This is a genomic window from Marinomonas gallaica, assembly GCF_049821165.1.
GTDB classification, from domain to species: domain Bacteria; phylum Pseudomonadota; class Gammaproteobacteria; order Pseudomonadales; family Marinomonadaceae; genus Marinomonas; species Marinomonas gallaica.
This window is the reverse complement of sequence record NZ_CP187511.1, coordinates 3,627,461-3,639,984: the sequence shown is the minus strand read 5'-3', so window position 1 is coordinate 3,639,984 and position 12,524 is coordinate 3,627,461. Positions and strand designations below refer to the sequence as shown.

The 12,524-nt window shown below is 44.4% G+C and carries 14 protein-coding genes; 9 read left to right on the top strand and 5 right to left on the bottom strand.

Annotated elements, in window-relative coordinates; genetic code table 11:
• Nucleotides 1-69 precede the first annotated feature (69 nt).
• From ACPUEK_RS17260 to aroQ, 4 genes are all read left to right on the top strand, one after another.
• Nucleotides 70-783 carry a dienelactone hydrolase family protein gene (locus ACPUEK_RS17260; protein ID WP_425641598.1) on the top strand — a complete coding sequence of 238 codons (714 nt, stop codon included), beginning with the start codon at nucleotides 70-72 and terminating at the stop codon, nucleotides 781-783.
• Between the two features lie 120 nt (nucleotides 784-903).
• Nucleotides 904-1,566, top strand: coding sequence for a glutathione S-transferase family protein (locus ACPUEK_RS17255; RefSeq protein ID WP_425641597.1), 663 nt, complete (start codon nucleotides 904-906; stop codon nucleotides 1,564-1,566).
• 84 nt (nucleotides 1,567-1,650) lie between these two features.
• Entirely contained in the window at nucleotides 1,651-2,868 is a 1,218-nt protein-coding gene (locus ACPUEK_RS17250) for an MFS transporter (protein WP_067031953.1), read from the top strand.
• Nucleotides 2,869-2,993: 125 nt separating this feature from the next.
• Nucleotides 2,994-3,446: a type II 3-dehydroquinate dehydratase gene (gene aroQ / locus ACPUEK_RS17245; RefSeq protein ID WP_067216438.1), complete on the top strand. Its 453-nt coding sequence runs from the start codon at nucleotides 2,994-2,996 to the stop codon at nucleotides 3,444-3,446.
• Nucleotides 3,447-3,488: 42 nt separating this feature from the next.
• Here aroQ and ACPUEK_RS17240 read toward each other — a convergent pair whose 3' ends face one another.
• The 4 genes from ACPUEK_RS17240 to ACPUEK_RS17225 all read right to left on the bottom strand — a co-directional run bounded on the left by ACPUEK_RS17240 (nucleotide 3,489) and on the right by ACPUEK_RS17225 (nucleotide 8,518).
• A complete protein-coding gene (locus ACPUEK_RS17240) occupies nucleotides 3,489-4,802 on the bottom strand; it encodes a methyl-accepting chemotaxis protein (RefSeq protein WP_425641595.1) in 1,314 nt (437 codons plus the stop codon).
• A 161-nt stretch (nucleotides 4,803-4,963) separates the two neighbouring features.
• The gene (gene pcaQ, locus ACPUEK_RS17235) at nucleotides 4,964-5,902 is read right to left on the bottom strand and encodes a pca operon transcription factor PcaQ (protein WP_067031944.1); all 939 of its coding nucleotides are present in this window, start codon (nucleotides 5,900-5,902) and stop codon (nucleotides 4,964-4,966) included.
• Nucleotides 5,903-6,120: 218 nt separating this feature from the next.
• Nucleotides 6,121-7,419 carry a Xaa-Pro dipeptidase gene (pepQ, locus tag ACPUEK_RS17230; protein ID WP_425641594.1) on the bottom strand — a complete coding sequence of 433 codons (1,299 nt, stop codon included), beginning with the start codon at nucleotides 7,417-7,419 and terminating at the stop codon, nucleotides 6,121-6,123.
• A gap of 91 nt (nucleotides 7,420-7,510) precedes the next feature.
• Complete coding sequence (locus ACPUEK_RS17225) at nucleotides 7,511-8,518, bottom strand: hypothetical protein (protein WP_067216427.1); 1,008 nt, start codon at nucleotides 8,516-8,518, stop codon at nucleotides 7,511-7,513.
• Between the two features lie 156 nt (nucleotides 8,519-8,674).
• Here ACPUEK_RS17225 and ACPUEK_RS17220 point away from each other — a divergent pair, with 156 nt between their 5' ends.
• Nucleotides 8,675-9,340, top strand: coding sequence for a cytochrome b/b6 domain-containing protein (locus ACPUEK_RS17220; RefSeq protein WP_139084478.1), 666 nt, complete (start codon nucleotides 8,675-8,677; stop codon nucleotides 9,338-9,340).
• A gap of 20 nt (nucleotides 9,341-9,360) precedes the next feature.
• On the opposite strand, the gene ACPUEK_RS17215 is transcribed toward ACPUEK_RS17220, so the two are convergent.
• Complete coding sequence (locus ACPUEK_RS17215; protein WP_425641593.1) at nucleotides 9,361-9,786, bottom strand: YebG family protein; 426 nt, start codon at nucleotides 9,784-9,786, stop codon at nucleotides 9,361-9,363.
• Between the two features lie 125 nt (nucleotides 9,787-9,911).
• On the opposite strand from ACPUEK_RS17215, the gene ACPUEK_RS17210 reads away from it, so the two are divergent.
• From ACPUEK_RS17210 to ACPUEK_RS17195, 4 genes are all read left to right on the top strand, one after another.
• Nucleotides 9,912-10,766 (top strand): mechanosensitive ion channel family protein, encoded by an 855-nt coding sequence (locus ACPUEK_RS17210; protein WP_067031930.1) that lies wholly within the window; start codon nucleotides 9,912-9,914, stop codon nucleotides 10,764-10,766.
• A 14-nt stretch (nucleotides 10,767-10,780) separates the two neighbouring features.
• Nucleotides 10,781-11,362 (top strand): DUF1439 domain-containing protein, encoded by a 582-nt coding sequence (locus tag ACPUEK_RS17205; protein WP_067031927.1) that lies wholly within the window; start codon nucleotides 10,781-10,783, stop codon nucleotides 11,360-11,362.
• 55 nt (nucleotides 11,363-11,417) lie between these two features.
• Nucleotides 11,418-11,897: an FKBP-type peptidyl-prolyl cis-trans isomerase gene (locus ACPUEK_RS17200; protein ID WP_067031924.1), complete on the top strand. Its 480-nt coding sequence runs from the start codon at nucleotides 11,418-11,420 to the stop codon at nucleotides 11,895-11,897.
• A 269-nt stretch (nucleotides 11,898-12,166) separates the two neighbouring features.
• Entirely contained in the window at nucleotides 12,167-12,523 is a 357-nt protein-coding gene (locus ACPUEK_RS17195) for a hypothetical protein (protein WP_067216418.1), read from the top strand.
• Nucleotide 12,524: the final 1 nt, after the last annotated feature.

The window sequence follows — 12,524 nt, the reverse complement described above, 5'->3', positions numbered from 1 at the left end:
TGCAAAATCTTGAACTGTTGTTTACACAATTATTATAGTGCTCCTGTTGGTATCACCGTTGGAGTATATATGGCTACGGAATTTGAAAAGCAGTTCGTTAATAACATCAAACGTGCACATGTACACGTGGCATGGGATGGCGATGATTCATCTGAAGTACACGTTGTAATTTGGCCCACATGGAGTGGCCTAAGTGACTTTGAAAAAGGATTTGCAGAAGACATTGTTAGTTGGGGTCATACTGCTACAGCAGTTGATCTATATGGTGTTGGGAACAATCCTACGGAACTGCAAGCGAAAGCCGACACCATGATGGCGCTAGTGGCGAACAAAGAGTCTTTAATTGCCTTGCAAACAAGCATATGTGAAGACATTGCTGAAGCGCACCCTAATAAGAAACTTGTCCATGTTGGCTTCTGCTTAGGCGGGCGCCTATCACTGGAAGCAGGGTTGCATATCCCAACCAGTCAAGGTGCGGCTAGCTTTCATGGATTGATGAACTTTCATCGAGCGACCTCTTCAGTTGAGATTAATCAGAAGACAAAAATCCTCATTTTTAATGGCTACCAAGACCCAATGGTCGATGTAGAGTCAGCGGATAAGGCTCGTGCTTACTTTGATGAACAAGGTTTTGATTGGCAATTTATCGATTTTGGTCAGACGAAGCACTCGTTTATGTTACCTGATGCCAATGCCCCTCAAGAGGGTCATGCGTTCAGTGCTGCAGCGAATGCTCGAGCACGACATGCACTTCGTTTTTTCTTAGACGAAATAGCAGGTTAATTACCGTACACTTTCTGAAAACGCTTTAATGAAAACTCATTAGGGCGTTTTTTTTGTTATGCAAAGCCAAAAAGCTCAGCGCTACGTATAGTTAGTAACGAAACTATAAAGGAGGTGAGTATGTTGGTATTGCATCATTTAGAAAATTCTAGATCGCAACGTATTGCTTGGGCATTAGAGGTGATTGGTGTTGAATATGAAGTAAAGACTTACTTACGTACGCCTGACAATTTAGCACCAGACACACTAAAGCGAATACATCCGTTAGGGCATGCTCCGGTGTTGCAAGATGGTGAGATTACCATTGCCGAATCTGGCGCAATCCTAGAATTCTTGGCAGACGAGTATGACCCTGAATGCCGCCTCAAACCAGAAGATAAAAAGTCGCTACGTGATTATCGATACTGGCTTCATTTTGCCGAAGGATCATTTATGCCCCTGTTGGTGATGATGTTACTGTTTCGTAAAATACCGAAGCAGCCCATGCCATTTTTTGTACGGCCAGTTGCTAAATCTATTTGTAATAGAGTGGTTTCCCGCTTCATTGAGCCACGGTTGAGAGACGTATTGAGCCTCATCGAAGATCACCTAACCCAAAACAATTGGTTTGCTGGCGACAAACTCAGTGCCGCTGATATGCAGATGAGTTTCCCTATTTTAGCTATGAGCGCCTCGATGCCTCTAGAAGGCTACCCGCATATCGAGCGTTGGCTTGTTGCGGTACGAAAAGATGCGGCCTATCAAAGAGCGGTGGTGCAAGTAGGCGAGTTTAAAGTCTTTTAAATGTAAATTTAAATAAAATTGTTCCGTTTTATCTTTTGGCGTATTGTCTGAATTTCATGCTATGCGACTAAGAAAGGAACACTCATGTCTCAGCCAGTACGGTTATTAAGCATCGCGATCGTTTTTGCGTGTATTTTGCTTGCCTTAAACTTTGGCCTACGCTCGTCAATGGGGTTCTTTATGGCGCCCATTTCAGACCAGTTTGGCTATGGACGTGAAGTTTTTGCCTTTTCGTTGGCATTGCAGAATCTTTGGTGGGGGTTAGCGCAACCTTTTGCTGGTGCGCTATCTGATCGCTTTGGAACGCTTAAAACAGTACTGTGCGGCGCACTTTTATATGCCCTTGGCTTATATGTCACCGCTAATGCCGATGGCGCAACAGCGTTGCATATTGGCTCTGGTTTTTTAATGGGCATGGGGATTTCAGCGACAGGTTTTGGCGTTGTGTTACCCGCTATGGCGCGGATGGTTGCACCGGAAAAGCGAGCATTTGCGTTAGGTCTAGGCAGTGCAGCTGGATCGGCCGGACAATTATTGGTCGTGCCTATCGCGCAAGCGTTTCTTTCTTCTTACGGTTGGAGTGTCGCGTTATTACTGTTGGCAGGATGTGCGCTGTTAATGGTGATTTTTGCGTTACCACTTTCGCGTGGTGACAGCTCTCATTCCAATGCTGCTTCGCAATCCAGTCAAACCGTCCGTGAAGCATTGAAGGAAGCGGGGGCTTATTCTCATTATTGGCTGCTCGTGTCGGGCTTTTTTGTTTGCGGTTTTCAGCTTGCCTTTATCACGGTACACATGCCTGCGTTCCTGTCTGACAAAGGATTCATGCCAAATGTTGCGGTGATGAGCCTCGCATTGATTGGTTTGTTTAATATTATAGGGTGTTTGTTCTCCGGCTCATGGTCTGGAAAATATTCCAAGAAATACTTATTAACTTATATCTATGCGCTGCGAGCGGTTGCCATTACCGCTTTTATGTTATGGCCTATCAGCATAACAAGCGTGTATATATTTGCGATTGTAACAGGTGTTCTTTGGCTTGCGACGGTGCCTCCTACATCCGGTTTGGTGGGGCAAATGTTCGGTCTAAAGCATATGGGAATGCTCTATGGCATTGTCTTCCTGAGCCATCAGATTGGGTCTTTCTGTGGTGTGTGGATGGGGGGCTATTTATACGATACGACAGGTTCTTACGATGTTGTTTGGTGGGCGGCCGCTATCATGGCATTAATCACAGCAGGGATTCATGTGTTTATTGATGAACGTCCTGTGATGAGAATAAGAGCGTCGCTGCAGTCATAGATGCTGATATAAGCTTTCTAACAAGCGTATTTTTTATAGGCATAGAAGGTTATTGAAGAACAAGCGGTGGTATATTTAGCGTTATATTTTAAATACAAATTTATACGGTTGTCTGAGGATTCAATATGTCTACCATCATGGTATTAAACGGCCCTAACTTAAACCTTTTAGGTCAACGCGAACCTGATCAATATGGCCATGAAACATTAGCTGATGTTGAAGTGATGTGTCGAGAGGAGGCTGTAAAGCACGGCTATGAAATTGATTTTCGTCAGTCGAATCATGAAGGTGTTCTGATAGACGCAATCCATGAAGCGGGCCAACTTATTAAAGCAGGTAAACTACTAGGCGTTGTTTTTAATCCTGGTGCTTACACACACACCTCCATAGCGTTACATGATGCGATCAAAGGTGCGGAAGTGCCGGTCGTAGAGGTTCATATTTCCAATGTTCACGCCCGCGAAGCGTTCCGCCATCACTCTTATATTTCACCGTGCGCCATTGGTATTGTGGTTGGAATGGGCGTTCAAGGCTATGTGTTAGGTATGCAAGGCTTACTACATAAGCTCGCAAAGTAAGATAGGGCTCCCTAGCCTCTTATCGGGACTAGGGAGGCGCAGTTAAGGTTTTTCCGCCTTGGTAACGAGGTCGCCGATGGTTAGGTAGGCTTCGTTTGCCCCTTCTAAAATGCTGTTGATAATGCTCGATGCATCATTAATTAGCTGTTCACTCGTGGTAACGTGGTTGGTCACGCTCTGCATACTGATGCGGACTTCGCCGACAAGATTCGTGTTCTTAGAAACCATACTCTCTATTTCTGACGTCGATGTACTGGTTCGTGCCGCTAAGGTACGCACTTCATCTGCGACAACCGCAAAGCCACGGCCGTTTTCACCCGCGCGAGCAGCCTCGATTGCAGCGTTAAGCGCCAAAAGATTTGTCTGTTCCGCAATGGCGCCGATTGTTGTAACGATCTTGCCGATTTCTTCTGATTGATGATTAAGTTTCTCAATCAGTTGATCAGACTGAGTGACTTGTTGAATGATTAAGTTTGAACTGTCTACCGATTGACGCAGTAAATCCGCGCCTTGGGCGGAATCTTCAGCGGTTTTTCGAGTTGACTGATACGCCATATTCGCCGCTTCTCTGACTGACCGTTGACTTTCCACGCGCTCGGTGACGTCTGTTGCAACTTTTACTATGCGAATAATGTCACCATCAGGTGTGTAAACGGGGTTGTACGTCGCTTCTATCCAAATGTCTGAGCCATTTTGGCGCTTTCGCTGAAACAGTCCTGTTTTCGTTTGACCTGCTGCAAGTTCCTGCCAAAAGTGTGGGTGTTGTTTATAGAAGGCATCGTGGCAAAAGATCCGATGATGTTTGCCTTGAATGTCTCTTATTGATCGATACCCCATAGCTTTGATGAAATTCTGATTGGCACTGATGACAGTACCGTCCGGTTGGAATTCAATCGTAGCATTGGATTTATCGATTGCATTTAATAAGGCATCCTGAGCTTGAGTACGGACTTTTTCACAGGTGATGTCATTAGCAATCTTGAATACTTTTACAACCGTGCCATTTTGTTTTATTGGAAAATAGGTTGCTTCGATCCATAAGTTACTGCCATCTTTCCTGCGACGTAAAAACTGGCCTTTTTGACTTTTCCCTTCTAAAAGCTGTTTCCAAAATGAGGCATATTCAATGGAATTTGCTTCTTGGGTTTGGCAAAAGATACGATGATGCTTGCCTTGAATCTCATCCAAAGAATAACCAATAGCCTTCAGGAAAAGAGGATTTGCATCGAGTATAACGCCTTCCGGTGTAAAGCTGATGGTGGCGCAGTACTCATTCAATGAGTTAATAAAGTCAGCATTGTCGTCCTTTATAATGCTTGTGTCAGAGATGGCCTCTGATCTTTTAAATCCGAACATGTCAGATCTCCTCAAGCATGTATCTGTAGCAGTTAGACTAATTTATAACCATGAAATGTGTCGTAATGATTTGTTAGATAAATGATGCGCGTATGTATCAAAATGGATCTGCATCGATGACCTAATGTGGTTATCGATGAAATCCACTTCAATGTATTCGGCTAATGGTCGGGGTTGTAATAACTGTCTAATTGCGCCGCTGTTTCTTTAACTGCTTTACCAAACAACTGCAGTGCCATGGATTCATTAGTATCGGCACGAATGCTTAGTCCAACGGCGCTAAGGGTTTCTTTAGTATTGACCGGTAATTCTGCTAATTCGCCATCCGCAATTTCACGGGCGACAACACCACGCGAAATGATCCAAATAGCGTCGGTGTGACGGATAAACTCTTTACCGAAAGCATCGGATACCGTATCGATACGATCACGAATACTGCTCACGCCTTCAGCTAGCAAGAAGCGGTCGACAGTTGGACCTGTGATGGATTCTTCAGGCGGATAAAGCACCGTAAAGCGAGTGATTTCAGTTAATTGGAAGTCTTTTTTTGTCAGTAAAGGGTGATTTGGGCGCACCGCGAATACAATTTGCTCGGAATATAAATGTTGAAAGGATATGCCAGCCATGGCCTCGGGCACTCCCATTCTGCCTACGACTAAGTCCAGCTCGCCAACGCGCAGCTGGCTCATTAATAAGGAGTTAGGGCCAGAGACAAGGTGTAAGCGTACATCGACATTGTTGGCACGAAAGCGTTTTACGGCTTCGGGTAATACACTAGTAGCAACGGTCGGCAGTACGCCGATACTGAGTTTTTGCTGACCAGTCACTAAAGCTTGATTCACACGCTCCGCGCCTTCCCTAAGCGCCGCAACACTGGTGCTGGCGTGTTCCAGAAAAAGGTTGCCGTATTGAGTCAGTTCAATGCCTTTTTTACTTCGCTCAAGCAAACGTACTCCTAGAATTTCTTCTAGCTCTTTTAATTTTTTGGAGACTGCGGGCTGGGTAAGGGAAAGTGCATCTGCGGCTCGTACAACACTACCTTGGCGAATCACTTCTAAAAAGCATTCTAAGTGGCGATACTTAATCCGGTTTTCCATCATGCCTTTTGACCCTCAACTCGATAATTCAGACGGGCTATATTACACACTGGATTGTAGATCTTGAAAAGATAAATATACGACTTTTGATATGGTTGATTGATCGTCTGCAATTTAAAGCCGCTAACCCCCTTAATTATGTCAATCATAAGCCGTATTTAAGGGGGGTTATAAAAAAACATGAAATTAATATACCGAAAAAGGTATCTGATATGAATGTGTTAGCTCAGTGTCGCGAACGCATCACGGGTTAGATTTCGGATACCTTCTATACCGACAACGATGTTGTCTTCAATGCGGATTCCGCCATAAGGTATGAGTCTTTCGATTTTCTTGATATCGCATCCATGCTTGGGCTGCTGAGCTCTGAGCTTTTCTAACAACATTGGAATGAAATACAAGCCTGGCTCTATGGTGATGACCATATTAGGAACGAGATCGCGGGTTAGGCGTAGGAAAGGGCTGTCAGCAGGAGGATTTTGTAGTGCGCCGGTTGCATCGAGTTGACGTCCACCTACGTCATGTACTTGGAGGCCTAAGAAATGCCCTAAGCCATGAGGGTAAAAGTGGTGAGGAATTTGCTTAGCCAATTGCTCTTCAATGCTGAGTGAGCAAATGTCATGCTGTTTTAGCAGATGGGCGACACCATGCAGTGTTTTATGATGCAGTTCCACAAACGCAACGCCAGCGACCGCTTGGTTAGCAATGGATTGTTGTAATTTGTCCATATCGTTAAGTAAGGCACTGAACTCATCATTGAGCGTTGTCGTGGTACGGGTAATATCGCTGGCGTAACCATGATGGCTTGCTCCCGCATCAACCAGTAATGTCAAAGAGCGGAACGGGCGTAGGGAAGATTTTTGCTCATAGTGCAAAACTGCCGCGTGTTCATTGATGCCAACAATATTTGGGTACGGTGTGCTGATGGCATCTTGTTGCGTGGCATCAAGGTAAGCAAGATGTGTTTGAAGCTCGCTGGCACCAGATAAAAAGGCCTGCTGAGAGGCAATGTGGCCTTTCGCTGCAATTTGGTTTGCGGTTTCTAAGCATGCGATTTCGTAATCTGTTTTAATCGCACGGTCATAGTTTAGCCATGTCATTAAGCCATGGTGGTGGGTCAGAGAGCCGATTGCGTCTGGGCCAATAAAAGCGCTGTTGCTTGAAAGTGATTGCGTCCAGCTATCATCGTTGACAGGGGTAATTCGCCAGTGGGATTGCCATTCGCCTTCAGGGATAGCATTAGCCATATGCCAAAAATCTTGCTGCGCGGGCCAAATTAACTCTGGCTTATCCTGTTTGATGACAATAAAACTCCCCGCAGGCAACGTAAAAGGAAGCCACTGTTGAGCCGCCGCAAAGGGCTTAAATGGGTGAGCGTTATCGTCTTCAAAGTAGTGACTTAATGAGCCTGCACCGACCACGATGGTGTCCAGTTGAAATTGACTGCTAGCAATGCGATAGCGCTGTAGTAATGTTTCTAAATGTCGAATGTACAAAGCATTATCCATAGTGTTGTTCACTTTATCTAATCCTAAGGGCGCAACTGGACATGGTATGTACAGCTTAGCGATTAATGGGGTCTGAACTCATTGTAAGCAGACGCCATCGAATTTATTGAATGGGCAGGTGCAGAACCGTTATGTAATTTTCTTCGTCAGGTGTTTCCCGAGGAGACGTTTCATACACTTCTAGACTCATACGTTGCTTGGCATGTTTGTAGCCATGCAGTCTGCTGTAAGTATGAAGTACATGCCACGCCAACCACAAATGTTGGTAGCTGCCTTGATATTTAAGCCCAATGTATTTGCCTTTAAATGTTATTTTCTCAGGTTGTGCCTCACAGGGGCTAAAGCACTGAATAGGAATACCGAGTTTACCGACAAAGTAATGCTGGCTAAGGTTTGCGGCTTCATAAAGTGCAAAACGAGGTCCAGCCGGGGGATTATCAGGGCCTAAGGCTGTATTGAGGTCGCGAAAGCCTTGTTCCATTTTCATTGACATAGGACGGTCACTCACAATAAATGGACGTGTAACAGCGTCGACATTTTGTAAGGCTCGACAGCCTTGCACGTCAAAATGAATGCTCGCGTCGCGAGAGCTTGGCATGCGCGCTTTTAAGCGAATCAGCAGTAAGTGCATGTCAGAATGCAGTTGTTTAAGTTCTGTATTTTGACGGTAGCGATGCCAAAAGTTGAGTTCACTGCTGGCGGTAACATTTAACAATGTTTGTTGGCCTTCTGTGTGTGTAAGCTCGACTTGAATCTGAATTGGGTTTAGATAAAAGTGATCCGATGTCACATAAAACCGAATTAATTTTGGGTCGTCACCTTGCTCTATATGGCAAGAAAGCGTACCTAAGTGTTGGCCTTTGAGCTGGATCAAAGCACCGTTCAAGGATTGACTGTTACGTTGGTTTACCAGTACTGATGCACTTTCGTCATACAGTGCCCACGGCAACCAACTCGACCAAAACTCTAATTGCAAAGTATGTTCTTGCAACGAGTCAACGGGAGAGGTTAGTAATGTCGAGTGATGTACGTAAAGGTATTTTTGCGTAAATAAAACGTAGCCAGCTACAAAGAGTAGCACCACTACGATTATGATAAGCCCAATGATCACGGTCTTGCGCTCCTTACTGCCTCGTAACTGCGGACAGAAGTGAAATCCATTCGATTCTTTACTGTCCCTAATATTGGGGAAAAAGGCAAATCCTATAGTCAGTATAGTAAGACATAAAGCGTTAAAACAATGAATGCATTCTTTAAGGAGACAGCCATGCAGGCACAAAAGGTATTAGTTTGGGATTGGCCAGTGCGGCTAATGCATTGGTCATTGGTGATATTGTTTACGGGGCTGATCATCACCGGAAAAAGTGATGGCGATTTCATGGAGCTGCATTTTTACTTTGGCTATGGGTTATCGGCCGTCATTATCGCGCGGGTTATTTACGGTTTCATTGGGTCGGATTTTGCTAGATTTAAACAGTTTATATATCATCCTGTAGATGTATTTAAGTACAGCAAAACCTTGCTAATAGGAAAGGGAGAGGAGTATTTAGGCCATAACCCCGTGGGTGGTGTTATGGTGATTTTGTTATTGCTTGCTTTGACGGCTCAGTGGGGCAGTGGCTTATTTACCAGTGATGAGATTTTTTGGTTTGGGCCTTTCTACGGTTCTATCTCAGACGAGATGACCGCTCAGTTAGGCAGCGTTCATCATTTTTTACCCAATATATTATTAGCGTTGGTTGCCTTACATATCTTGGCTGTGTTGTACCATGAAGTGCGTTTCAAAGAGCGCTTGGTCGCAGCCATGCTACACGGCAAAAAGCTCAAACGGGGAGAGTCGAACGAGACAATACAAACACCACGAGTTGGCGCAGTGTTGTCGCTTGGCCTAGGGCTCGCATGGCTAGTTTGGCTGTGGAATATTCCTGTGTGATAAGGCGACAGTGATGCAGCTTAAGCTGCATCACTGTCGCTGTAGATCTCATCTTTGTTGTAATCAATGGCATCGTCACTGGCGCGGTAATCGTCACCGTTGTCGTCAACGTAAGAGGTTTCATCCGGTTCGATCACTAGGTCTTCAAGCACCTCCGATTCAGGCTTACTGCCCGATTTAGAAGAGCGCTCATTGCTCGACTTCTTAGCGGTTTTTTTACGTTTATTTCCGAAGGCTTCAAGCACATCGTCTTTGTTTTCGGCTAAGTACATAGCTAGCTTAGCGGTCAATTTTTCATCGTCTACAACGCCGCTGGAGAGCAGTAAATCTTCTAGGCTTTCTGCAGTTTCCAATAGCTTGTCATAGTGATCTGCTTCCGCTTTAGAGGAGAAGGTCATCTTTTCAACACCATTGCGTTCAACAACATATTTAATTACGACAGGCATAAATCGCACCTCATTTAGAATACTGTATAAATATACAGATAATAATTTAGGGTTGTCTAGTATTTTGTTTGGCTAATGGCGGGGACATGGTAAAGTGGCGGCAAAATAGGAGGCTTAAAGAAATTATGTTTGGCGTTGAATGGTCTGAAATTAATTGGTCGTTATTAACGGACAATTTTGAATACATTGCTACGTTACTTTGGATATTAGGGGTTGTGCTAGTTGGTCGCTATGTTAAACGACTATTGCGAGCCAATGAAAAGCTGGATGTAGATCGCAAGCGTCGTCGATTAAACACCGTTGATAATGTGTTTAATCTACTGATCGTGATTGGTCTGGTGATCATCTGGTCAGCAGAACTGCAAGACATAGCCATTTCCATTGCAGCGTTTATGGTGGCATTGGTCATTGCCACAAAAGAGTTTATTTCTTGTATCGTTGGCGCGTTTTATAAGGCCAGCACACGCCCTTATACCGTAGGCGACTGGGTGCGTATTGGCAATTATGACGGAGAGGTTACCGACAGCGATTGGTTGTCCACCACCTTGTTTGAAGTTGATTTTAAGGGTGGTAGCTACGCCTATACTGGCCGAACAACCGTGGTGCCAAACAGTGTATTGCTAACAAACTCGGTGCAAAACTTAAACTACATGCGTCGTTATATTGAACATACCTTTTCGATTTCTAGACTGACAGACGACGTAAATTTGTTTGAAATAAAAGAGCCGATCCTTGCCAAAATAAAGGAATACAGTGAGCACTTTCATGAAGTGGCGATTCGGTATAATAATTTGATTGAAAAACGGTTGGACATCAAAATTGCGGGCCCTGAACCCAAAGTAAGAGTCCGTACGACGATTGAAGGCTACAACGTGTTTACTGTCTCACTGTTTTGCCCGACGCAGGAAGCTTCAGAAATTGAGCAGAAAGTCACCGAAGACTTTATGCGCATTTGGTTTGATAAAAAGCGTCAATTGTAGGAGGCGCGATCACTATGAAGAAAAAGCTAATGTGGCTAGCGGGCTTGGCTGTGACAGTCATGCTGTCCGGTTGCTCTGATATGAGTGTGACCGAAGACGAATTGAATCGTGAAGTCGCACAGCGTTTAGAAACGTCTCAGCCAGATATCATTCAGCTGACGTTAGAGGGTTCCACGTTAAACCTTGATCTATTGATCAAACAGGCCAAAATCGATCTTACCCAGCGAGATGGCGGATTGGTAATGGTGGATATGAAAACCGATATTCGCGGTACGTTGAACGTATTTGGCCAAGATATGAGTATGCAAACTCAGCTGGATCCGTCGTTTGAATCGGGACTGCGTATTGAAGAAGATCGTGTGTATCTAGTGGGTGCAAAGTTGACACAGATAACCGTTCAAGGCTCAAGTATCAGTGATCAGATGTTACGTAATACGCTTGGCTCATTACACGATGAGTTCGAAAAAGCGCTGGCGGGTTATTTTGATACGCACCCAGTGTATGTGCTTAACCATTCATCAATGGAAAAAGCGGCTGCGAAAATGGTGAAAAACATCGTTATCACCGACGATAGCATTGAATTTATGATTTTTTAGGTAACAGGTGCTGTTTAAGTTAGCATAGCACCCATTTTTTAGATGAGGATAATTTATGTCTATTGCAGACAATTCGGTAGTGCAATTTCACTACACGCTTCGTGAAGGCGACACTCTAATTGAAACATCGGCTGGGAATGATCCGCTGGCGTACCTACATGGCCACGGTAATATCATTCCAGGTCTTGAAAAAGCCATGCTGGGTAAATCTGCGGGTGATGAGTTTGAAGTGACTGTACCCTGCGCTGAAGGCTACGGTGAGCGCGAAGAAGGCAAAACACAGCAGATTCCTGTTAAGCACCTACACGGCGCTAAAAAGTGGAAGCCAGGTATGGTTGCAACCGTACGCACAGATCAAGGCGCACGCCAAGTGACCATCGTTAAAGCGGGTCTTAAACATGCGACAGTGGATCTAAACCATCCTTTGGCCGGCAAAGAGCTCACATTTTCCGTACAAGTCATCGACACGCGTGAAGCGACTGCAGAGGAAGTTTCTCACGGTCATGCCCACGGTGTAGGTGGCCATCACCACTAAGTACTGATGACATTGCTGTCGGTTTTTTATTGATCGACAGCAATTATTCCTATCTTGTTATTTTGTTTTCCCTTCTTTTAGAACGTCCCATTATTTTGTTTAAAACACGTAAAAAGACGCTATCTTTGCGCTAAAAATCGTTTTCTCTCTTTATTCGAGCACATCCAAAGCGTTATAAAGTGGTGTTAAACATCATTACGTGACTTGACAAGTCTAGACTTCAATGATTAATTGATAATTATTATCATTTGCATCAAAGGTGTTTCATCATGACTTCTCATATCGTTCCGTTTTCTGTTATTGAGCAAACCATCAAACGTGGCATGGCGGCTGACTCACCAAAAGTGTTGTTTCAGTATCTAGATACCAGTGAAGCTTATGCTGAGCAGATCGGTATTTCAGATGCATACGACCTGTTCAAACGAGTCTATCAAGTCTTATTAGAAACTGTGTGTGATGCCTCTGTGCCAATGCACTGGCGTGAACTATGCTTAGATACAATCCATCGTCCATTGATGCAATTAAAACGATTTGTCATTACCGAACAAGATGCTTTGGAATATTTTCGTCTAGAACATGAACTGCGTGCGTTAAGTCACTACTTCATGTCGAGTAAGCACAGTTAGG

What these genes read in the sequence shown, in the direction of transcription:
- ACPUEK_RS17205 (WP_067031927.1), top strand. Translation starts at nt 10,781, where the DNA reads ATGAAGAAAAAGCTAATGTGGCTAGCGGGCTTGGCTGTGACAGTCATG.
- ACPUEK_RS17200 (WP_067031924.1), top strand. Translation starts at nt 11,418, where the DNA reads ATGTCTATTGCAGACAATTCGGTAGTGCAATTTCACTACACGCTTCGT.
- ACPUEK_RS17260 (WP_425641598.1), top strand. Translation starts at nt 70, where the DNA reads ATGGCTACGGAATTTGAAAAGCAGTTCGTTAATAACATCAAACGTGCA.
- ACPUEK_RS17195 (WP_067216418.1), top strand. Translation starts at nt 12,167, where the DNA reads ATGACTTCTCATATCGTTCCGTTTTCTGTTATTGAGCAAACCATCAAA.
- ACPUEK_RS17255 (WP_425641597.1), top strand. Translation starts at nt 904, where the DNA reads ATGTTGGTATTGCATCATTTAGAAAATTCTAGATCGCAACGTATTGCT.
- ACPUEK_RS17210 (WP_067031930.1), top strand. Translation starts at nt 9,912, where the DNA reads ATGTTTGGCGTTGAATGGTCTGAAATTAATTGGTCGTTATTAACGGAC.
- ACPUEK_RS17240 (WP_425641595.1), bottom strand. Translation starts at nt 4,802, where the DNA reads ATGTTCGGATTTAAAAGATCAGAGGCCATCTCTGACACAAGCATTATA.
- pcaQ (WP_067031944.1), bottom strand. Translation starts at nt 5,902, where the DNA reads ATGATGGAAAACCGGATTAAGTATCGCCACTTAGAATGCTTTTTAGAA.
- ACPUEK_RS17220 (WP_139084478.1), top strand. Translation starts at nt 8,675, where the DNA reads ATGCAGGCACAAAAGGTATTAGTTTGGGATTGGCCAGTGCGGCTAATG.
- ACPUEK_RS17215 (WP_425641593.1), bottom strand. Translation starts at nt 9,786, where the DNA reads ATGCCTGTCGTAATTAAATATGTTGTTGAACGCAATGGTGTTGAAAAG.
- aroQ (WP_067216438.1), top strand. Translation starts at nt 2,994, where the DNA reads ATGTCTACCATCATGGTATTAAACGGCCCTAACTTAAACCTTTTAGGT.
- ACPUEK_RS17250 (WP_067031953.1), top strand. Translation starts at nt 1,651, where the DNA reads ATGTCTCAGCCAGTACGGTTATTAAGCATCGCGATCGTTTTTGCGTGT.